Source organism: Bradyrhizobium yuanmingense, from assembly GCF_029167105.1.
GTDB classification, from domain to species: Bacteria; Pseudomonadota; Alphaproteobacteria; order Rhizobiales; family Xanthobacteraceae; genus Bradyrhizobium; species Bradyrhizobium yuanmingense_A.
The window spans coordinates 38,461-58,052 of the sequence record NZ_JARFML010000033.1 but is presented as its reverse complement, the minus strand read 5'-3'; the positions used below and the strand labels follow the sequence as shown (position 1 = coordinate 58,052).

General features: G+C 65.8%; 17 protein-coding genes and 1 pseudogene. 10 read left to right on the top strand and 8 right to left on the bottom strand.

The genetic code is table 11. From position 1 onward, the window contains the following. Positions 1-18: 18 nt before the first annotated feature. Positions 19-1,512: an NAD-dependent succinate-semialdehyde dehydrogenase gene (locus P0R31_RS31850; protein ID WP_275518536.1), complete on the top strand. Its 1,494-nt coding sequence runs from the start codon at positions 19-21 to the stop codon at positions 1,510-1,512. A 205-nt stretch (positions 1,513-1,717) separates the two neighbouring features. On the opposite strand, the gene P0R31_RS31845 is transcribed toward P0R31_RS31850, so the two are convergent. Both P0R31_RS31845 and P0R31_RS31840 read right to left on the bottom strand, forming a co-directional pair. After that, entirely contained in the window at positions 1,718-2,632 is a 915-nt protein-coding gene (locus tag P0R31_RS31845; RefSeq protein WP_275518535.1) for a phosphoribosylaminoimidazolesuccinocarboxamide synthase, read from the bottom strand. Positions 2,633-2,695: 63 nt separating this feature from the next. Beyond that, positions 2,696-3,613, bottom strand: a complete 918-nt coding sequence (locus P0R31_RS31840) for a pirin family protein (protein ID WP_157284916.1) — start codon at positions 3,611-3,613, stop codon at positions 2,696-2,698. A 294-nt stretch (positions 3,614-3,907) separates the two neighbouring features. Here P0R31_RS31840 and P0R31_RS31835 point away from each other — a divergent pair, with 294 nt between their 5' ends. Together P0R31_RS31835 and P0R31_RS31830 are read left to right on the top strand one after the other, a co-directional pair. Then, entirely contained in the window at positions 3,908-4,963 is a 1,056-nt protein-coding gene (locus P0R31_RS31835; RefSeq protein WP_275518534.1) for an AraC family transcriptional regulator, read from the top strand. A 142-nt stretch (positions 4,964-5,105) separates the two neighbouring features. Beyond that, complete coding sequence (locus tag P0R31_RS31830) at positions 5,106-6,575, top strand: serine hydrolase domain-containing protein (RefSeq protein ID WP_275518533.1); 1,470 nt, start codon at positions 5,106-5,108, stop codon at positions 6,573-6,575. Between the two features lie 93 nt (positions 6,576-6,668). On the opposite strand, the gene P0R31_RS31825 is transcribed toward P0R31_RS31830, so the two are convergent. Then, positions 6,669-8,036, bottom strand: a complete 1,368-nt coding sequence (locus P0R31_RS31825; protein ID WP_275518532.1) for an MmgE/PrpD family protein — start codon at positions 8,034-8,036, stop codon at positions 6,669-6,671. A gap of 117 nt (positions 8,037-8,153) precedes the next feature. Between P0R31_RS31825 and P0R31_RS31820 the strand changes: the two genes are divergently transcribed. Together P0R31_RS31820 and P0R31_RS31815 are read left to right on the top strand one after the other, a co-directional pair. Beyond that, positions 8,154-9,269 (top strand): FUSC family protein, encoded by a 1,116-nt coding sequence (locus tag P0R31_RS31820; protein ID WP_275518530.1) that lies wholly within the window; start codon positions 8,154-8,156, stop codon positions 9,267-9,269. Between the two features lie 297 nt (positions 9,270-9,566). After that, positions 9,567-10,061: a septal ring lytic transglycosylase RlpA family protein gene (locus tag P0R31_RS31815; RefSeq protein WP_275518529.1), complete on the top strand. Its 495-nt coding sequence runs from the start codon at positions 9,567-9,569 to the stop codon at positions 10,059-10,061. Positions 10,062-10,096: 35 nt separating this feature from the next. On the opposite strand, the pseudogene P0R31_RS31810 reads toward P0R31_RS31815, so the two are convergent. Beyond that, positions 10,097-10,584 (bottom strand): annotated as a pseudogene (locus P0R31_RS31810) (DUF2867 domain-containing protein). Next, positions 10,553-11,980, bottom strand: coding sequence for an MATE family efflux transporter (locus P0R31_RS31805; protein ID WP_275518528.1), 1,428 nt, complete (start codon positions 11,978-11,980; stop codon positions 10,553-10,555). Before P0R31_RS31805 ends, P0R31_RS31810 begins: the two are co-directional and overlap by 32 nt. A gap of 158 nt (positions 11,981-12,138) precedes the next feature. Here P0R31_RS31805 and P0R31_RS31800 point away from each other — a divergent pair, with 158 nt between their 5' ends. The 5 genes from P0R31_RS31800 (at position 12,139) to P0R31_RS31780 (ending at position 14,759) form a co-directional block, all read left to right on the top strand. Then, positions 12,139-12,867, top strand: coding sequence for an outer membrane protein (locus P0R31_RS31800; protein ID WP_275518527.1), 729 nt, complete (start codon positions 12,139-12,141; stop codon positions 12,865-12,867). Between the two features lie 7 nt (positions 12,868-12,874). After that, a complete protein-coding gene (locus P0R31_RS31795) occupies positions 12,875-13,513 on the top strand; it encodes an RNA polymerase sigma factor (protein WP_275518526.1) in 639 nt (212 codons plus the stop codon). Next, positions 13,510-13,938, top strand: a complete 429-nt coding sequence (locus P0R31_RS31790) for a hypothetical protein (RefSeq protein ID WP_275518525.1) — start codon at positions 13,510-13,512, stop codon at positions 13,936-13,938. Before P0R31_RS31795 ends, P0R31_RS31790 begins: the two co-directional genes overlap by 4 nt. After that, positions 13,935-14,378 (top strand): periplasmic heavy metal sensor, encoded by a 444-nt coding sequence (locus P0R31_RS31785; protein ID WP_275518524.1) that lies wholly within the window; start codon positions 13,935-13,937, stop codon positions 14,376-14,378. The genes P0R31_RS31790 and P0R31_RS31785 overlap by 4 nt, the downstream gene beginning before the upstream one ends. Positions 14,379-14,456: 78 nt before the next feature. Next, positions 14,457-14,759 carry a hypothetical protein gene (locus tag P0R31_RS31780; RefSeq protein ID WP_275518523.1) on the top strand — a complete coding sequence of 101 codons (303 nt, stop codon included), beginning with the start codon at positions 14,457-14,459 and terminating at the stop codon, positions 14,757-14,759. 6 nt (positions 14,760-14,765) lie between these two features. Here P0R31_RS31780 and murA read toward each other — a convergent pair whose 3' ends face one another. From murA to gyrB, 3 genes are all read right to left on the bottom strand, one after another. Continuing rightward, positions 14,766-16,058 carry a UDP-N-acetylglucosamine 1-carboxyvinyltransferase gene (gene murA, locus P0R31_RS31775; RefSeq protein WP_128265862.1) on the bottom strand — a complete coding sequence of 431 codons (1,293 nt, stop codon included), beginning with the start codon at positions 16,056-16,058 and terminating at the stop codon, positions 14,766-14,768. Positions 16,059-16,316: 258 nt separating this feature from the next. Continuing rightward, positions 16,317-16,784 (bottom strand): hypothetical protein, encoded by a 468-nt coding sequence (locus P0R31_RS31770; RefSeq protein ID WP_275518522.1) that lies wholly within the window; start codon positions 16,782-16,784, stop codon positions 16,317-16,319. A 263-nt stretch (positions 16,785-17,047) separates the two neighbouring features. Beyond that, on the bottom strand, positions 17,048-19,483 hold the full coding sequence (gyrB, locus tag P0R31_RS31765; RefSeq protein ID WP_275518520.1) for a DNA topoisomerase (ATP-hydrolyzing) subunit B: 2,436 nt from the start codon (positions 19,481-19,483) through the stop codon (positions 17,048-17,050). Positions 19,484-19,592: the final 109 nt, after the last annotated feature.

The following is a 19,592-nucleotide window of genomic DNA, read 5'->3' as shown; positions in this document are numbered from 1 at the left end:
CGCCCAGGGAGAAACGCCATGACACCGACCGCCGCCGCACGCGCCCCGCAAGCCACCGCCACTCTGCGCGACCGGTTGAAGGACCCGTCGCTCTTGAAGGATGCCTGCTACATCGACGGCGCCTGGGTCGGCACGCCGGTCTTTGCCGTCAACAATCCCGCCACGGGCGTTGAGCTGGCGAAAGTCCCACAGCTTGGTGCGGACGAGACCACCAAGGCCGTCGAAGCCGCCGAGCGCGCCTTCCCGGGCTGGGCCAAGCACACCGCAAAACAGCGCTCCAATATCCTGCGCAAATGGTTCGAGCTGATCACCGCGAACCGCGAGGACCTCGCGCTGATCCTCACCTCCGAGCAGGGCAAGCCGCTCACCGAGGCGCTCGGCGAGGTCGATATCGGCGCCGCCTATATCGAGTTCTTCGCCGAGGAAGCGAGGCGCGTCTATGGCGAGACCATTCCGACCCAGCGCGCCGATGCGCGCCTGCTCGCCATCAAGCAGCCGATCGGCGTCTGCGGGGCGATCACGCCGTGGAATTTCCCGAACTCGATGATCACGCGCAAAGTGTCGCCGGCGCTGGCGGCCGGCTGCGCGGTGGTGCTCAAGCCCGCCAACGAGACGCCGCTGTCGGCGCTGGCGCTGGCCGTGCTCGCCGAGCGGGCCGGCATCCCCAAGGGCGTGCTCAACATCATCACGGGTGACGCACCGCCGATCGGCAAGGTGCTGTGCGAGCATCCAGCGGTGCGCTTCGTCGGCTTCACCGGCTCGACCGCGGTCGGCAAGATCCTCTATCAGCAGGCTTCCGTCGGCGTGAAGCGGCTCGGCCTCGAGCTCGGCGGCAACGCGCCCTTCATCGTGTTCGACGACGCCGACATCGATGCGGCGGTCGAAGGTGCCATCGTCTCGAAGTATCGCAACATGGGCCAGACCTGCGTCTGCGCCAACCGCATCTACGCCCAGGACAAAATCTACGACGAGTTCGTGCAAAAGCTCTCGAAGAAGGTCGCGGCGATGAAGATCGGCGACGGTACCGAGAGCGGCGTCACGCAGGGCCCGCTGATCAACATGAAGGCGGTCGACAAGGTCGAGCGCCACATTGCCGATGCCGTCAAGCGCGGCGCCAAGGTCGTCACCGGCGGCAAGCGCAGCGAGCTCGGCCGCTCCTTCTTCGAGCCGACGGTGCTGGCCGACGTCAAGCCCGACTCGCTGGTGTCGCAGGAGGAGACCTTCGGTCCACTCGCGCCGGTGATCCGCTTCAAGGACGAGGCCGACGTGATTGCGATGTGCAACGCCTCGCCATTCGGTCTTGCCTCGTATTTCTATTCCCGCGATATCGGCCGGGTCTGGCGTGTCGCCGAAGCGCTGGAATCGGGCATGGTCGGCGTCAACACCGGCCTCATCACCACCGAGGTCGCGCCCTTCGGCGGCGTCAAGGAAAGCGGCCTGGGCCGCGAAGGCTCGCGTCACGGCATGGAAGAATATGTCGAGATCAAATACGTGATGATGGCGGGGGTGTGAGAGCCGCCGTTGTCGTCGCAAATGTGAGCCAGGCAGGAATGCTGGAGAGGCCGACCGGCCTCTCCACGTCATTGCGAGCGCAGCGACATGTCCGCCGAAGCCTTTCGGGGAAGGCGGAAGCAATCCAGAATCCCTCCGCGGCGGCAGCCTGGATTGCTTCGTCGCAAGAGCTCCTCGCAATGACGAAGCGCGGAGGCAAGGGACCCTAAATCTTCAGCTCCGTCCCCGTCACGCGCCGATACGCTTCCAGGTATCGCTTGCTGGTCGCATCCACCACGCTGGCTGGCAGCGGCGGCGGCGGCGCGTCGCCGTTCCAGCGGCCGGCGCGGCGTTCGACGTCGAGATAGTCGCGCAGCGGCTGCTTGTCGAAGCTCGCCTGCGGCTGGCCCGGCTTGTAGGCGTCCACTGCCCAGAAGCGAGACGAATCCGGCGTCATCACCTCGTCGATCAGGATGATGCGGCCGTCCTTGTCGCGGCCGAACTCGAACTTGGTGTCGGCGATGATAATGCCCTGTTCGCGGGCGAGCTCCTCGCCGAGCGTGTAGATCGCCCGCGTCATGCTCTCCAGCGTGTAAGCGACCTCGTCGCCGACCACGGCGCGCATCCTCGCGATGGTGATGTTCTCGTCATGGCCGCTCTCGGCCTTGGTCGCGGGGCTGAAGATCGCGGGCTCCAGCTTCTCGCTCTCGACGAGGCCCGGCTTCAGCTTCTCGCCCGCCAGCGTGCCACTGGCCGCATATTCCTTCCAGGCGGAGCCTGAGAGATAGCCCCGGATCACGCATTCGATCGGAAACACGGTGGTGCGCTTGCACAGCATGGCGCGGCAAAGGATCTCCGCGCGATGCGGTTGCAACGCCGGCACGGCCGCAATGATCTCGTCGGTATCCGCGCTGATCATGTGATGCGGCACCACGCCTTCGAGCTCGTTGAACCACCACGCGCTGATCTGCGTCAGCACCGCGCCCTTCATCGGGATGGTCTCGCCCATCACCACGTCGAAGGCGCTGATGCGGTCGGTGGTGACGAGCAGCAGGCGGTCGTCGTCGACGGCGTAGATATCGCGCACCTTGCCACGTCCGATCTTGGCAAGCGGCAGGTCGCTGGAGAGCATGGTGGTCATCGGCAAGGCCTTCGCACAGGACATCTGGCCGCGTCTGATCGCGCGGCCGGACACCGGATTAGCCTATTCCGGCAGCGGAATGAACTCGTGTTCCTGGGGAACTGCCGCGAAGCGGCCGGTTTTCCAGTCCTGCTTGGCCTGCTCGATCCGCTCCTTGCTGGAGGAGACGAAATTCCACCAAATGTGGCGCGGGCCCTCCAGTGCATCGCCGCCGAGAAACATCATCCGCGTCGCCTTCAGCGCTTTCACGGTGATGCGGTCGCCGGGCCGGAAGATCAGCAGGCGCGGCCCTTCGTAGCGCTCGTTCGCGATCTCGACCTCGCCGTCGACGACATAGATTGCGCGCTCCTCATGGTCCGGATCCAGCGGCACGCTCGCGCCTGCCACCGCCGTGACCTCGGTGTAGAACCAGGGCGAGACCATCGAGACCGGCGAGGTGATGCCGAAGGCGGAGCCCGCGATCACCCGCGCGGTGAAGTCGCGCTCGGAAATCATCGGCAAATCGCCTGCCGCATAATGCTGGAACGACGGCGCGATCTCTTCGGAGCCCGCCGGCAGCGCGATCCAGCTCTGCAGGCCGAGCATCTTCTGGCCCGAGGCGCGCTGCGCATCCGGCGTGCGCTCGGAATGCGCGATGCCGCGCCCGGCCGTCATCAGGTTCATCGCCCCTGGCGCGATCTCCTGGACGTTACCCTCGCTGTCGCGATGCATGATGGCGCCGTCGAACAGATAGGTGACGGTGGCGAGCCCGATATGCGGATGCGGCCGCACGTCCATGCCCTTGCCGGAGACGAACTGTACCGGGCCGAAATGATCGAAGAAGATGAAAGGCCCGACCATCTGCCGCTTGCCGTGCGGCAACGCCCGCCGCACCGCGAACCCGTCACCGAGATCGCGCGTGCGCGGCACGATGACGAGATCGAGCGCATCGCAGGACATGGGATCGCCGAGCACGGGATCGTTCGAGGGCTGCCAGCTCATGAGTGGACTCCTTTTGGCTTTGTTGGGCGCGACGCTAGCAGACTTTCACATCAGCGTCGCGACAAAGCGCGGGCCACACACTCCGCTGTCATGCCCCGGCTTGACCGGGGCATCCAGTACGCCGTGGCCTCACGATTCAATCACAACCGCCTCGGAGTACTGGATCGCCCGGTCAAGCCGGGCGATGACAGCGGTGGATGCCGCCGCTAAGCGTTCCATGCGGATGGACCTTGAAAAAGCGAGCCTGACGAACGATGTTCGGCTGCCTTCAACTGCGACCGTTCGACCCAGCCGATGACCCTTGCCGCAACTGAGCTTGCCTTCCGCGCTGCCAGCGTCGCGCTGCTGCTTGTGCTCGCGGCCTCGCTCGCCTCCGATTTTCGCAATGGACTCACCGCCCGGCTCGGCGCGGCCTTCGCGCTCGGCTCGGCGGCGCATGCCGCGAGCTATTCCATCGGCGCGTCGTCGCCCGTTCCGGTCTGGCACGCGCCGCTGATTGCGCTGTCGACCGGAAACATCGTCGTATTCTGGCTGTTCACGTGCGCGCTGTTCGACGACGAATTCCGGTTGCGCTGGTGGCATGGTTTGATCTGGGCGACGGTGACCGCCTTCAGCTTCGTCGGATGTCTCTGGATCGCGCCCGGCGGCAACGCGCGGTTCTCCGTGACGGCAGTGAATCTCATCGTGCTCGGCTTCATCGCGCTCGCGGTGGCGCAGACGATCGGATCGTGGTCCGCCGATCTGGTCGAGCGTCGCCGCCGCCTTCGCATCTTCATCGTATGCGCCGCCGCGCTCTATGGCGGGTTGAATGCGCTGCTCCAGATCCTCGTTGCCTTCAGCGCGAGCGATGTCGCCGACACCATCAATACAGGCGTGCTCGCCTGCATCGTTGTCGCGATCGCCTACGCGATGTTGCGCGTCGATGGCGCCGATCTGTTTCCGATTGCGCCAGAGCCCGCACTCGCGATCGCGCCGATCCAGCCTTTGGCCGAGGACTACGACCGGAAACTCATCGATGCCCTGATGCGCCTGATGGCGGACGAGCGGATCTATCGCCAGGAGAATGTCACCATCGGTGTGCTGGCGGGCCGGCTGAAGATTCCCGAATACAGGCTGCGCCGGCTGATCAACCAGCGGCTCGGCTATCGCAATTTCAATGTATTCCTGAACAACCACCGTATCGAGGAAGCCAAGGCCGCGCTCGCCGATCCCGCCCAAGCCGAGGTCCCCGTCATCACCATCGCCATGGACGCTGGCTTCCAGTCGCTTGGCCCATTCAACCGCGCCTTCAAGGCGGTGACAGGCGTGACGCCGACCGAGTACCGGCGGCTGAAGACGAGTGCGGCGTGATTTCCAAGCCGTTCTGATCACATCGAAATTTTGGAATCGGCGAGGTCGGTTCGATTTCAACCAACCCATTTTCCAAATCCGGCAAGCATCCCCCGCCCGCATCCCGCTTCCTCCCGGCATACGCCCCAGCCGGAGAACGCCCGTGACCCGCCGCCGCAAGATCCTCCTCGTCGCCTCCGCCATCGCCACAGCCGGCCTCGCGCTCGGCGCGGCCCGGGCTCGCGACGTGCCGAAGGTCGCGACCGGCTTCGTCGCCGACATCCTGTGCGCCGAGACGTTCGTCTCCGGCCTCGATCCCAGGCGCAACTTCGCCGAGACCACGGATGCCATGCCAGGAGCGAGCCTGATCGACTGGGCGATGGAGTACAGGGTCGACCGCGTCCGCAAGGATGTCACGGTGACGCTGTTCGGCATCGGCCGCAGCCATGCCGTCTATCGCGAAGGCCTCGGCTGCACGCTCGAGCACGGCGCCGGCATCGTCCCGATCGAGCCGCCGCCTGACGACAAACGGCCCACTTTGCTGCCCGCGATCGCCGGCCCCGCGATCGTGCCGCCGCAGAGCCCCTCACTCGGCGCCGCGCTCGACCGGGCCTTCGCCGAGCCCGCTCAGCCGCCTCACCGCCACACCCGCGCCATCGTCGTGATGAAGGCCGGCCGCGTCGTCGCCGAACGCTACGCCGACGGCATTGGACCCGAGACGCCGCTGCTCGGCTTCTCCATGACCAAGTCGGTGGTCTCGGCGCTGATCGGCGTGCTGGTGCGCCAGGGCAAGCTGAAGCTCGACGGCCCCGCACCGGTCGCCGCCTGGAAAGATCCCGACGATCCGCGCCATGCCATCAATGTCGATCAGTTGCTGCGTCACACCGCGGGCCTTGCGCTCGGCAGCTCGTTGCAGGCCTCGCTCGGCTCCGCCTTCGAGCCGGTCAACCGGATGAAATTCGTCGAGAAGGACATGGCCGCCTATGCCGAGAGCATGCCGCTCGCAACCGCGCCCGGCACCGCATGGAATTATCACGACGGCAACACCCTCATTCTCTCGCATCTGATCCGCGATGCGGCCGGCGGCACACCGGAAGACGCGCTACGCTTTGCGCGCCGCGAATTGTTCGCCCCGCTCGGCATGCGGAATGTGGTGCTCCAGCTCGACGGCGCCGGCACGATCGAAGGGTCGAGCGAGATGCTCGCCTCCGCCCGCGACTGGGCGCGCTTCGGCCAGCTCTATCTCGATGACGGTGTTGCCGGCCGCAAGCGCATCCTGCCGGAAGGGTGGGTCACCTATTCGGCGACGGCCTCGCCGAATGCCTGGGTCGGCATCGGTGCCGGTTTCTGGACCAACCGGGGCGACAGCTTTGGCGCAAACTTTCGCGTGGAGCACGGCTGGCCGCGCGATGCCTTCTTCGCCAAGGGCACGATGGGGCAGTACACCATCGTGATCCCGTCGGAGCAGCTGGTGATCGTGCGGCTCGGACGTTCCCCAAACGCACCGCCGCAAGCGGACGGCGTGTTCGACCTCGTGCGCGATGTGGTGGCGGCAACGCGCGCCGCCTCTTCTCCCTTTCCCCGCTTGCGGGGAGAGGGTCGGGGTGAGGGGGAGTCTCCGCAAGGGAGGTGAGAGTTGGATTCGCGGAGACTATCCCTCACCCGGAATCCAAGCTGCGCTTGGATTCCGGCCTCGCCCCGCAAGCGGGGAGAGGCGAAGATGCTCCTACCTCCCCAATTCCGTCGCCTGCGCCACGCGGTCGAAGCGCTCCAGCGTCATGATCGCATCCGCGAACTTCTCCGCGCGCGCGTTCAGCACGGGGCGGGCCAGCGTCAAAAACTTCTGCTGCATCGCCTGCGTATCCGGAAACGAGGTCGGCTCTCCGGACGGATCGGCGTAGAGCCGCTCGTGCACGCCGTCGTCCGTGGTGATGCTCACGCGCGCGCCAAACGGATGGGTGCGGCCGATCTCGAGCCGGTCGTCCTGCACCACGTCGAACTTGTCGGCGAGCGCGTCGATGGCGGCATCGCCGAGCCGGTTGTAATCGTCCCAGCCGAATGAACCCTGGTCGAGTGCGAGCGCGCCGGTGAAGAACATCGAGAACTGGCCGCCGACGATCGAGCGCGGGTGCCGCTTGGTCGCGGCGTCGCCGGTCAGCGTGATGCCGTTGCGGTGCAGGCCGATCTCGACGCGCTTGACCTGCTCCGGCGTCAGATTGTGCTCGCGCCGCATCGCGATCAGCGCGTCGATCGCGGCATGGGTGTAGCGGCAGCTCGGATAGGGCTTCACGCCGATCTTCATCGTTTCATAGGTCTTGCCGAGCTCGGCCACCGCCTTGTCGGGATGCGCATCGTCGGTGTAGCCGGCGAGCAGGCCGTGCTTGCCCTCGACCGACTCGGTCGCGCCGATGAAATCGTTGCGCGCCAGCGTCGCGGCGATCACGCCGTTCATCGCGGCGGCGCCGACTTGGTAACGCTTGTTCCAGGCGCCGTTGACCAGAAATTGCAGCGAGCCCGCGGCCTGGCTGCCGGAGACACCGAACGCGGCGATCAACTGCTTCTCGCTGAGGCCGAACAGCTTGCCGGCCGCGGCGGCAGCGCCGTAGGTGCCGGCCGTCGCTGTGGGGTGGAAGCCGCGTGCGTAATGCGAGGTCGGGTCGAGCGCGTTGCCGAGCCGGCAGCAGACCTCATAGCCAGCAACGATCGCCGTCAGCACGTCGCGCCCGGAGGCGCCGACCATCTCGCCGACGGCGAAGGCGGCCGGCACCACCGGTGCGCTCGGATGCAGCGAGGAATCGGCGTGGGTGTCGTCGAAATCGAGAGAGTGGCCGAGCGCGCCGTTGAGCAGCGCCGCCACCGCCGGCGTCCAGGTCTTGGCATCGCCGAACACGGTGGATTCGCCCCTGGCGTCGAGCGCCAGCGCTTCCAGCATCTTCAGCATCGACGGGGTCGATTCCGCCTCGCGCCGCGCCCGGATGGCGCTGCCGAGGAAGTCCAACGTCAGCACTTTGGCGCGCTCCAGCACCTCGGCCGGAATATCCTGGTATTTCAGATTGAAGACATAAGCGGCGAGCGTTGCGGTTTCGTGAGCCATCGTGTTTCCTCGTTTTGGCGCGCAAGTTAGGCGGGCTGATTTGGCCTTTCAAGCGGCCTTGCGTCGGCGGGGATCAGCCATGCTTTTGCTTAGGCGAAAAGGATCAGGATATTCCGTATGACGCGCGCAAGGCAGCTGTTCGACCGGGTCCGGGCGCGGCGGACGCAATTGGGGCTGGCGATCCGGGTCACCGTCGCCGCGACCGCGGCCTATGCGATCGCGACCGCGCTGCATCTGCTGCTGCCGCTCTGGGCGGTGCTGACCTCGCTGATCGTGACCCAGATGAGCGTCGGCCGCTCGCTGAAGGCGACGCGCGACTACATGCTCGGCACCATCGGCGGCGCCCTCTATGGCGGCGCCATCGCCATCCTGATTCCCTATTCCAGCGAGGCGGGCCTGCTCGGCCTCTTGGTCCTCTCCGTCGCCCCGCTCGCCTTCATCGCCGCGATCAATCCGAGCCTCAGCGCCGCCACGGTCACCGCCGTGATCGTGCTCCTGGTTCCGACCCTGCATCATGCCGATCCTCTGACCTCGGCGATCGATCGGGTCAGCGAGGTCGGTGTCGGTGCCGTCACGGGATTGCTGGTCTCCTTCCTGGTGCTGCCCTCGCGCGCGGTGCGGCAGATCCGCGCCAGCGCGGCGGTTCTGCTCGAATTGATCGCCGATGCCCTCGCCGAGCTGCTGGCAGGCCTCACGCGCGGCCGCGACAACGACGCGCTGCACCGGATCCAGGACGGCATCGGCACCGCGATGGTCAATCTGAATGCGATCGGCTCCGAAGCCGAGCGTGAGCGCGCGGCGCGGCTGTCGAGCGGTCCGGACACCGGCCCATTGCTGCGAACCATCCTGCGGCTGCGCCATGACGTCGTGATGATCGGCCGTGCCACGGTGGTGCCGTTACCGGTCGAGGTGCAGCTGCGGCTGGCTGCTCCGCTGACGGAAGTGTCGACCGTGATCGCGCGCTTCCTGCGCTCGGCCGCCGCGGCGTTGCGTGAAGGCGCCGGCGCGCCGCCGATCCATCCCGTCCATGTCGCGCTCCAGCACTACGCCGAGGCGGTCGCGTCCGTCCGTCAGGACGGCCTGATCCGCGGCCACGCGAGCGATACCGCCGAGCGCTTCTTCGCGCTCGGCTTCTCCCTGGAGCAGATGCACCAGAATCTCGGCGATCTCGACCGCGTGGTCGGCGAATGGTCCGAAGCAGCAAGCGACAAATCGGTGCGCGTTGCCGAGTGAGTTGAGCGTATCCTCGTAGACTCGTTTCGACAGCACTAGTTCAGCGGTCGTCGCTGCCTGCGTGTTCTGGCGCTGCATGCACAAGGTTCCATCGGGTCATGTTGCTGACGCAATCTCTGTCTTAATCGGCGGGAAGCTAAACACGACGTGAGGACCACTGCGGTTCACACAACGGTTCCGTAGCCAGGGGCTGGCTCGAATCCGCAAAACGATCGGCGCAAGTTGATGAACGCTGCTGCGTTCGCTTGACCACGTTTGCGTTTTTGGAACCGGGCAATCTAAAAAATCACAGGACTTATGATGCTCTTCCGCTCGAGCGCCGCAGTTTGCGGCGCCCTGGTTACGCTTGCATTCTCTGTTGCCGTTGCTCGAAGTGAAACGCGTGGGGATCACTCAAGTGCCGTCGTCGATGCCGCCTCCGGCGATGCGATTATTGGCGCGGCGTCCACCTATAATCCGTTCAAGCCTGGCAAGGAGGAGGGCGGTCCGAACACGGCTTCCGGCGAACGTTATGATCCCTCCGCCTGGACGGCTGCCATCAAGACGAGTCTGCGCCGGAAATTTGGTGGGGTCGAATTTGGCGCGAGGCCGAAATATGCTCTCGTCGAGGCCGTGGGCAAGAAGGTCATCGTCAAGATAAACGACGTGGGACCACTAAGATCTGGCCGCATCATCGACCTCAATGAGCGAACGATGCGCCATTTCGATCCGAGCATGGACCTCGGTGTCATTCCTGACGTGAAAGTCAGTCCGCTCGCTGGCGACAATTGGACTGCAGGGCCGGTGGGCTGAACACGGCGTGTTCGTTCAATGTCGGCCCGCACAGTTCATCGGACAGGCTCCACGATCCGTCCCATCATGCTGCGGACCACGAGCTTGTGGAAGGGCATGATCAGCGCAAGATAGGTCCGGCCGAGCAGGTTGTGCGTGCGCACCAGCGTGGTCGAGGTCACATGGCGGCGCGCGGCATTGCCTGAAACGTCGACCACGAGGCGGAAATCGAGGTGCGAATCATCGAAGCCCGCGACCAGCTGCTCCGGCGTCTCGCTCAGCACCGGAAACAGGCCGATCAGGCCGTACGGCGCCGGGGCGCCTTCGCCCGATGTCTTCAGCCCGAACGGCCTCACCAGAATGTTGCGCAGGCGCAGCAGCACATCGATCCAGCGGGCCCGTGCAGCACCATCCTGGTGCAGGCTTCGCGGGCATTCACCGCCGCGGCGCCGATGTCCACGCAAAACGCGTCGATGAACTGCGCGCCGGCGAGCAGCGCATCGGCATCGACTTCAGGCGCGACTTCGCGGACCGTTCCCTTCATCCCGCCATTTTGCGCGTAGCATCCGGAAGCGCAAGATCAGGAGCCCGGCATAGACGAACGTGCCGATCGAGAATCCGATCCAGACGCCGACCGCGCCCAGCCCTGTGTGGAACGCCAGCAACCAGCCGATGGGAAAAGAGACGCCCCAATAGCCGATCGCGGCGAACAGCAGGGTCATCTTGGTGTCGTTGATGCCCCGCAGCGCGCCGCCCATGATGGTCTGCAGGCCGTCGGCGATGAAGAAGCTGGCCCCGACCAGCAGCAGCGTTGCCGTCAGCTCGACGGTGGCCGTACTTTCGCTACCGGCGCCGAAGAACAGCCGGCCGAGCTGATAGCGACCGATCACGATGGCGATCGTCAGCGCGGAGACCAGCGCGAGGCCGAGCACGGCTGCGACGAGCCCTGCGCGCTTCACCGCCGCCGGATCATTGCGGCCGAAGGCATGGCCGACCCGCACCGTCGCCGCCATGCCGATGCCGAGCGGCACCATGAACAGCACCGCGGTGACCTGGAGCGCGATCTGGTGCGCGGCAATCGCGGTGGTCGAGATCAGGCCCATCAGCAGCGCGGCCGAGGAGAACAGGCCGTATTCCAGCAGCAGCGAGAACGAGATCGGCGCGCCGATCGCGATCAGCTGGCGCATCAAGGGCCAGTCGATCCGCCAGAGGCGGGCGAGCGGATGATAGTCCGCGAACGGCTTGCGCAGCCCGGCGATCGCGAGCGCGGCGAGGAAGGTGCCGAGATTGACCAGCGTGGTCGCAAGCCCCGCGCCGAACAGGCCGAGCTCGGGCAGACCGAACAGGCCGTGGATCAGGGCATAGACCAGCGCGGCATTGACCGGGATCGCCGCCAGCGTGATCCACAGTGGCGCCTGCGGCCGGTTCACCGCGCTCATCATGCTGCGCAGCGCGATGAATCCGAGCGCCGGTGCGATGCCCCAGGCGAGGCCATTCAGGTAGTGCTGTGCCATCGCGGCCGAGTGCGGCATTTGACCGAGCGTGAGCAGGATCTGCTCGCCATAGAGCGGCGAGGCCATCATCGGCAGCGAGATCAGCAGCGCGGCCCACAGACCGACACGCAAGGAGCGGCGGATCAGCCTGACGTCGCCGGCACCGAACGCCTGCGCCGCCAGCGGCGACACCGCGGACGTCAATCCGAGCCCGAAGGTGAAGCTGACGAAATAGACCGTATGGGCCAGCGCCGCCGCGGCCACCGCGTCCTCGCCGAGCCGCCCGATCATCGCGAGATCTGTCGTGATCATCGCGATCTGCCCGAGCTGGGTCAGCATGAGCGGCACGGCGAGCCGCAGCGTCTCGCCGAATTCCTCGGCAAGGTGGTTCTGCGTTGCGTCCAGGCGTGCCCGGTACGGCTGTTTGGTATCCAAAAGCTCGGTCATGCCGGGGACATAGCAGCCTCGATCGGCGAAGTAACGGCAAAGAAATGTGAGGGCGGGGCCGCTGAAAAAAAGACGTGCTCAGGCGAAGGAAAGTTCGGGTCGGGCCGTATTCGTCATGTGCGGCGAATCTGGGCCGGTCTCATATTGGGAATTTGAGCATGACAACGAGATTTAGGCTGACGTTCGCCGCGCTGTTGATCGGTTCTGCCATCCCGGGTGCCGGCGCCGCTGCAGCGGCCGACCTGAGGCTGCCCGCAGCGCCGCCCCCGCAGGCGGCCTCGGTAGCCCTGCTGAGCTGGGCAGGGCCCTATTTCGGCGTTCAGGCCGGCTATCTTTCGGGCCGCTCCGAGATCTCGCTGCCGGCGACGGGTGAATTCCACTTTGTCGATCCGAAGGGCGCGATCGTCGGTGCAACGGCGGGCTTCTCGGCGCAATGGGGCCGGATCGTCGCCGGGCTCGAGGGCGACGTGAACTTCGTCGGTGCGCGCGCGACGATCGATACCGGCTTTGCGCCGACCCCGGCGGTCACGCAGCTTCAATCCGCGGTCAATTGGAACAGCCACCTCCGTGGACGGATCGGCTATGCTTTCGACCGCACGCTGCTGTTCGCCGCCGGTGGCCTTGCCGTCGCAGGCGTCGAGAGCAAGGCGTTCGACAATGGGATCGGGGCCGTCGCGAGCTGGAGCGAAACACGAATCGGCTGGTCGATCGGAGCCGGCGGGGAATTCCGCTTCGCACCGCAGGCCTCGGTCCGGCTCGAATATCTCTATGACAATTACGGCTCGAAGACGCTGGCCGCACAGACGGTCGGCGCGACGACTTTCGGCGCGCGCGAGTCCAGGCTCGACACGCACACGGTGCGCGCCGGAGTCTATTGGCGCTTTTGATCGCTGGTTGGAGGCGGCTGTTGCCCGGGAGGATCGGTTCGCAATTCTCGGCTACGATGTCCGCAGGCCAGAGCAACAGATCGATGTGATGGAAGAGCCATCGGATGAGGCCTTGATGGCGGAGGTTTCGGCGCAGCGGCAGCACGCGTTTCGCGTTCTCATGCGGCGCCATATGCCTCGGGCGCTGCGGGTCGCGGAGCGGATCGTGCGCGACCCGGCCGAGGCCGACGACATCGGCCAGGAGGCCTTCATGCGTGTCTGGACTCACGCAGCCTCTTTCGACCCAGAGGTTGGGAAATTCACGACCTGGCTCTACCGCATCGTCCTCAACCTGACGTTCGATCGCACGCGGCGCCGAACGTTCCAGGCCCTCGAAGAGGCTGGCGATGTGCCCGATACGGGACCGCACGCCGTCGAACGGCTGATCGCCGATGAGGAGCTTCGCCTTCTCAACCGCGCGATGGCCGGCCTGTCGGACCGGCAGCGCGGCGCGATCGCCCTCTTCCACATGGAGGGATTGAGCGGTGAGGAGGCGGCGAACGCGATGAATCTCAGCGCCAAGGCGTTCGAATCGCTGCTGGGCCGCGCCCGCTCGGCGCTCAAGGCAAATGTTCAGAAAATACAGCAGACGGGGAGCCACGTATGACGCCCGAACAGTTCAGACAATTGGCCGAGACATGGGGAGGTGACATCGAGCGCTGGCCCGCGCCGACGCGCGAGGCCGCGCGGCGGATTGCGGCGACGGCGGAAGGTGCTGCGGTCCTGGACCAGCAGTCGCGCTTCGACCGGCTCCTTGCCATCGCCCCGGAGATCGAGACGGCGAGGGCGGATCGTTCGAGCTTTCTGGTCCTGCAAAGGCTCGCCGCCATCCCGCAGCAGCATCGGCTGGCATGGCATCAGCGCCTGCTGCGCTGGCCGGCGCTCGTTCCCGCCGCAAGTCTCGCCTGCTCTGTGATGGTGGGTGTGTGGCTGGCGGGAGCGCTGCCCTATGCCCACGCGCCGTCGGACCCCCTGTCCGTCATGAGTGGCGTCTTCGACATCTACGCAATCGGCTATGGATCGGTGCAATGAAGTTCTGGCGAGAATGGTCCACCCCCTGGCGGGCGCTCATGCTGCTGTCGCTGTGCGTCAACGTCGTCCTGTTCACCTATGTCTCGGCGCAATGGCTGCTGCCCGGCGGCTTTCGACCGGGCGCGGTCGTGCCGCTGCGCATGATCGAGCGTGTCGCCGAGAGACTTCCGGCGGAAGACGCGGAGATCCTGTGGAGCATCTATCGCGGCAAGGAGGCGGAGCTGGCCCCGCTCCAGGCCGAGTACCGGCTCGCATTGATGAAGGCGATGAAAACGGCGGCGCAGACGAACCTCGACAAGGCCGAGCTGGAGGCAGCCGTGAAGGATGCCCGCGATAAGCGCGTGAAGATTGGTGACCTCGTCGTCACGACCTTCGTCGAGATGCTGGAACGAATTTCAGCGAAAGGACGCCGACAACTCGTCGGCGGCTATTTTCGCTGAGCCGCGCAGAGTGAACGGGGGATTCGGCCCGTCCAGACGTATCACCTACATCGATGTCTGCGAATTGATGGAGGTGACATGGTGCAACGATTTGGCCGGACGGCAAGCGGACCGGTGGTGAGCTTCTCGCGGCGGGCGCCGGTGTATGTCCGTGCGGCTCTTGCGGCGGCGAGTTTGATCGCGCTTCTGGTTCTGTTCCTGTCGCAAGCCTCCGCGGAGGACGCGCGCAGTGAGGCAAAGCAGGCCTGCAAGGCCGATTATCAGCGCCTCTGCGCGGGAACGATGCCCGGGGGCGGCCGCATTCGCAAATGCTTCAGCGACCATTACGCGGAATTGTCTGCGGCCTGCAAACAGGCCCTCGACGCGCGTCCGCCGAAATAGGATGGCCTAACTCCGCTCCGGCACGCGCCGGATCTTCGCACCAAGCGCGTTCAGCCGCTCCTCGATGCGCTCATAGCCGCGCTCGATCTGGTCGGCGTTGTTGATGGTCGAGGTGCCCTCGGCGCAGACGGCCGCGAGCAGCATCGCCATGCCGGCGCGGATGTCGGGCGAGGTCATCGTCGCGCCGTGCAGGCGGCTGGGGCCGGCGATGATGGCGCGATGCGGGTCGCACAGCACGATGCGCGCGCCCATCGCGATCAGCTTGTCGACGAAGAACATCCTGGATTCGAACATCTTCTCGAACATCAGGATCACGCCCTCGCATTGCGTGGCCGTGACGATCGCGATCGACATCAGGTCGGCGGGAAAGGCCGGCCAGGGCTGGTCCTCCAGCTTCGGCACATGGCCGCCGAAATCGTCCTGGATCTTCAATGTCTGGTTGGAGGGCACGATGAGATCATCGCCCTCGATCCGGCAGACGATGCCGAGCCGCTCGAAGCCCATGCGGATCGAGCGCAGATGCTCGACGCCCGCGCGCGCGATGCGCAAGGGAGAGCGCGTCACGGCGGCAAGCCCGATCAGCGAGCCGACCTCGATGTGGTCGGGCTGGATCCGGTACGTCGTCCCGCCGAGCGTCGCTTGACCATGAATGATCATGGTGTTGGTGCCGATGCCTTCGATCCTGGCGCCGAGCGCGACCAGGAAATTGGCGAGGTCCTGCACATGCGGCTCGGAGGCCGCGTTGCGCAAATAGGTGATGCCGTCGGCGGCGACCGCCGCGACCAGCGCGTTCTCGGTGGCGGTGACGCTCGGCTCGTCCAGGAACACGTCCGCGCCCGCGAGCTTTGGCGCGCGGAATTCGAGCCGGTCGGTCGCGGTGACCTTGGCGCCGAGCTGCTCCAGCGCGAGCACATGCGTGTCCAGCCGGCGGCGGCCGATGACGTCGCCGCCGGGCGGCGGCAGCATCACTTCGCCGCAGCGGGCGAGCAGAGGCCCGGCGAGCAGGATCGAGGCGCGAATGCGCACGCACAGCTCGGGGTCGAGGTCGGCGGCGCGGATGCTCTTGGCATGGATATGAAGCGTGTTGCGCGCGGACCATTCGGCCGACGCGCCGACCGACCGGACCAGTTCGACCAGCGTCTCGGTGTCGCGGATCCGCGGCACGTTCTCCAGCACGACCGGATGCTCGGTCAGCAGCGCGGCGGCGATGATCGGCAGCGCCGAATTCTTGTTGCCGGACGGCTCGATCGAGCCCGAGAGCCGGTGACCGCCCTCGACGATGTATTGGATGGGCGCCACGGGGTTCTCGCTGTCCTGTTGATGGGAGGGCCTGTTTCGGGCGGAAACTACAGAGATTTGAGCGCGGGAGCAATTGTAGTGGGCGGTGGTTCGTGGCCGGTCCGTGAGCCCAGGCGAGGCTGCTGATCCCTCATGGTGAGGAGCGCGGAACGCGCGTCTCGAACCATGCAGGCCCCTATGTTGCCGGTGGCCATCCTTCGAGACGCCCGCTTCCGCGGGCTCCTCAGGATGAGGACGGGAGCTTGTGGCAAGCGGCCCTCAAAACAGCCCGATGATATTCCCGATCACGTAGAGGATCGCGATCAGGATCAGGACCCCCATCATGACGAAGGAGATTTCGATGGCGATGGCGCCGGTGCCGAGTGTCGCGGCGACGGCGGCAAGGAGCCGTTCCTCCCGGAAGATCAGGGAGAGCACCGAAAGCAGGATAGCGAGCAGGCCGAGCGAGATTGCCGTGACCGACGCGGTTTCACTCCAGCTTCGTCCAGCCGATTTCTCAGGCCTGGGGGACTGATACTCCACGCCCTTCACCTTCGCGACGATGCGGTCCTTGATGCGGTGTCCGGTGTCGACGATCACCTTGTCCGCCGGCGGCGGCGGAAACACGATCGGCACGACCCAATGCGGCAGCACCGCCGCCATCAGCGCCAGCACGCCGACAATGCTGCCGATGATGCCGAGACGGCGTGAGGGCGCGGCGGAGCTGGTCGTTGCAGAGGCGGTCATGGCGCGACATTTCCCGGCCGGAATTGGCCTTGCGGGCTCATGCCGTTTCGTCGCGACGGCGGGTGGAGAGGTTCAGGGCAGTTGTTGCCGCGAAGGTGGTGCGCTCCCTCCCCCGCTTGCGGGGGAGGGCTGGGGAGAGGGTGTCTCCACAACGGGACAATCCCCCAGAGGAGAAAGCGCCTACCCGCCGCTTCGCGTCGACCTCTCCCGCAAGCGGTAGAGGTTGCAGAGCGTGCGCGGCTAGCAGATCAGACCAACCGCCCTCAAATATCGATCGTCGCGCTCAGCGAATGTTCCTGAATGAAATCGCGGCGGGGCTCGACGACATCGCCCATCAGCTTGGTGAAGATGTCGTCGGCCTCGTCGACCTCCTTGACCTTCACCTGCAGCAGCGAGCGTGCCTCGGTGTCCAGCGTCGTCTCCCAGAGCTGCTCCGGGTTCATCTCGCCGAGGCCTTTGTAGCGCTGCAGGCTGATGCCCTTGCGGCCCGAATCGGTCACGGCCTCGAACAGATCGACCGGGCCGTGGACCACGTGCTCCGAATCCTTGCGCCGCAGCTTGCCGGAGCGGGCGTAGACGTCCTGGAGCTTGGTCGTATACTCGTCGAGCTTGCGGGCCTCGGCCGAGCCGAGCAGCGCATCGTCGATGACAGCGGCTTCCTTGACACCGCGCACGGTGCGCTCGAACAAATAGCCTTGGCCCTCGACGAATTGTCCGACCCAGCCGCGCTCGACCTCCTCGGCCTGGTTGTCCAGCCGGCTCGCGATGTACTGCGCGGCGGCGGCCGCCTTCTCGGGATCGCCGTAGATCTCCTTGTTCAGCACGCCGGTGATGGCGGCCTGCTCGACCACCTTGCGGTTATAGCGGCTGTGCAGGTTGCGCAGGATGCTGCGGACCACGCGGGCGTCGTCGACCAGCGCACGCAGATCGCGCCCGGAGCGGTCGCCGCCGGTGCCGGGGATGTACACGCAATCATCGAGGCCCGCGTCGATCAGATAGTCTTCCAACGCTCGCTCGTCCTTCAGGTACTGCTCTGACTTGCCGCGCGAGACCTTATAGAGCGGCGGCTGGGCGATATAGAGATAGCCGCCGTCGATGATGTCGCGCATCTGCCGGTAGAAGAAGGTGAGCAGCAGCGTGCGGATGTGGGCGCCGTCGACGTCGGCATCCGTCATCACGATGATCTTGTGATAGCGCAGCTTCTCGACCGAGAACTCGTCGCTGATGCCGGTGCCGAGCGCGGTGATCAGCGTGCCGATCTGCTCGCTCGACAGCATCTTGTCGGGACGGACGCGCTCGACGTTCAGGATCTTGCCGCGGAGCGGCAATACGGCCTGGAACTCGCGGTTGCGGCCCTGCTTGGCGCTGCCGCCTGCCGAGTCGCCCTCGACGATGAAGAGCTCGGACTTGGCCGGATCCTTTTCCTGGCAGTCGGCGAGCTTGCCCGGCAGCGAGGAGACCGAGAGCGGGCTCTTGCGCGTCAGCTCGCGCGCTTTTCGCGCAGCTTCACGGGCCGCCGCGGCCTGGATGACCTTCCCGACGATCATCTTGGCTTCGCTCGGGTGCTCCTCGAACCAGGCGGCAAGCGCCTCGTTGAGCACGTTCTCGACCACGGGGCGCACTTCCGAGGACACCAGCTTGTCCTTGGTTTGCGACGAAAACTTCGGATCGGGCACCTTCACCGAGAGAACGGCGGTGAGACCTTCGCGGCAATCGTCGCCGGTCAGCGCGATCTTTTCCTTCTTGGCATTGGCCTCGGCATAGCCGTTGACCTGGCGCGTCAGCGCGCCGCGGAAGCCGGCGAGATGGGTGCCTCCGTCGCGTTGCGGGATGTTGTTGGTGAAGCACAGCACGTTCTCGTGGTAGCTGTCGTTCCACCACAAAGCGGCCTCGACGCCGATGCCGTTGGCTTCCGCGCGCACCATGATCGGCGCCGGCACCAGCGCCTTCTTGTTGCGGTCGAGATATTTGACGAACTCCTCGACGCCGCCGGAATAGAACATCTCCTCGCGCTTCTCGACCGCGTGGCGCATGTCGGAGAGCACAATGTTGACGCCGGAATTGAGGAAGGCGAGCTCGCGCAGCCGATGCTCGAGCGTGGCGAAGTCGTATTCGACGTTTTTGAACGTCTCGGTCGAGGCCAGGAACGTCACCTCGGTGCCGCGCTTGCCCGGGGCATCGCCGACGACCTTCAGCGGCGCCACGGCATCGCCGTGGGCGAACTCGATATAGTGCTCCTTGTTGTCACGCCAGATGCGCAAGCCGAGCTTGCTCGACAGCGCGTTGACGACGGAGACGCCGACGCCGTGCAGGCCGCCGGAAACCTTGTAGGAGTTCTGGTCGAACTTACCGCCGGCGTGCAGCTGGGTCATGATGACCTCGGCCGCCGAGATGCCTTCGCCCTTGTGGATGTCGACGGGAATGCCGCGGCCGTCGTCGCGCACGGTGACGGAATTATCCGCGTTGAGGATCACCTCGACGCGCGAGGCATGGCCGGCGAGCGCTTCGTCGATGGCGTTGTCGACGACTTCGTAGACCATGTGGTGCAGGCCCGAGCCGTCGTCGGTGTCGCCGATATACATGCCCGGGCGCTTGCGGACGGCATCGAGTCCCTTGAGCACGCGGATAGATTCCGCGCCGTAATCGCTCGCGTTGGAGGGCTCGTTTTCGGCAGCGTGCTGCCGAGCAGGTTCTGTCATGAGAGGCCTTCGAGATGTCGCCCGAATCAGCGGCGCAAAAGGCGCTGATTTGCGAGGCTATTTGTGCCATGAAAGACCGCTTGCGCCTAGCGTAAAGTATCTCCCGGCA

Coding starts and splice junctions, on each gene's coding strand:
- P0R31_RS31825 (WP_275518532.1), bottom strand. CDS start 8,036: ATGGCTCACGAAACCGCAACGCTCGCCGCTTATGTCTTCAATCTGAAA.
- P0R31_RS31785 (WP_275518524.1), top strand. CDS start 13,935: ATGAAGTTCTGGCGAGAATGGTCCACCCCCTGGCGGGCGCTCATGCTG.
- gyrB (WP_275518520.1), bottom strand. CDS start 19,483: ATGACAGAACCTGCTCGGCAGCACGCTGCCGAAAACGAGCCCTCCAAC.
- P0R31_RS31780 (WP_275518523.1), top strand. CDS start 14,457: ATGGTGCAACGATTTGGCCGGACGGCAAGCGGACCGGTGGTGAGCTTC.
- P0R31_RS31840 (WP_157284916.1), bottom strand. CDS start 3,613: ATGAGCTGGCAGCCCTCGAACGATCCCGTGCTCGGCGATCCCATGTCC.
- P0R31_RS31805 (WP_275518528.1), bottom strand. CDS start 11,980: ATGACCGAGCTTTTGGATACCAAACAGCCGTACCGGGCACGCCTGGAC.
- P0R31_RS31835 (WP_275518534.1), top strand. CDS start 3,908: ATGACCCTTGCCGCAACTGAGCTTGCCTTCCGCGCTGCCAGCGTCGCG.
- P0R31_RS31770 (WP_275518522.1), bottom strand. CDS start 16,784: ATGACCGCCTCTGCAACGACCAGCTCCGCCGCGCCCTCACGCCGTCTC.
- P0R31_RS31850 (WP_275518536.1), top strand. CDS start 19: ATGACACCGACCGCCGCCGCACGCGCCCCGCAAGCCACCGCCACTCTG.
- P0R31_RS31800 (WP_275518527.1), top strand. CDS start 12,139: ATGACAACGAGATTTAGGCTGACGTTCGCCGCGCTGTTGATCGGTTCT.
- P0R31_RS31845 (WP_275518535.1), bottom strand. CDS start 2,632: ATGACCACCATGCTCTCCAGCGACCTGCCGCTTGCCAAGATCGGACGT.
- P0R31_RS31815 (WP_275518529.1), top strand. CDS start 9,567: ATGATGCTCTTCCGCTCGAGCGCCGCAGTTTGCGGCGCCCTGGTTACG.
- P0R31_RS31790 (WP_275518525.1), top strand. CDS start 13,510: ATGACGCCCGAACAGTTCAGACAATTGGCCGAGACATGGGGAGGTGAC.
- P0R31_RS31820 (WP_275518530.1), top strand. CDS start 8,154: ATGACGCGCGCAAGGCAGCTGTTCGACCGGGTCCGGGCGCGGCGGACG.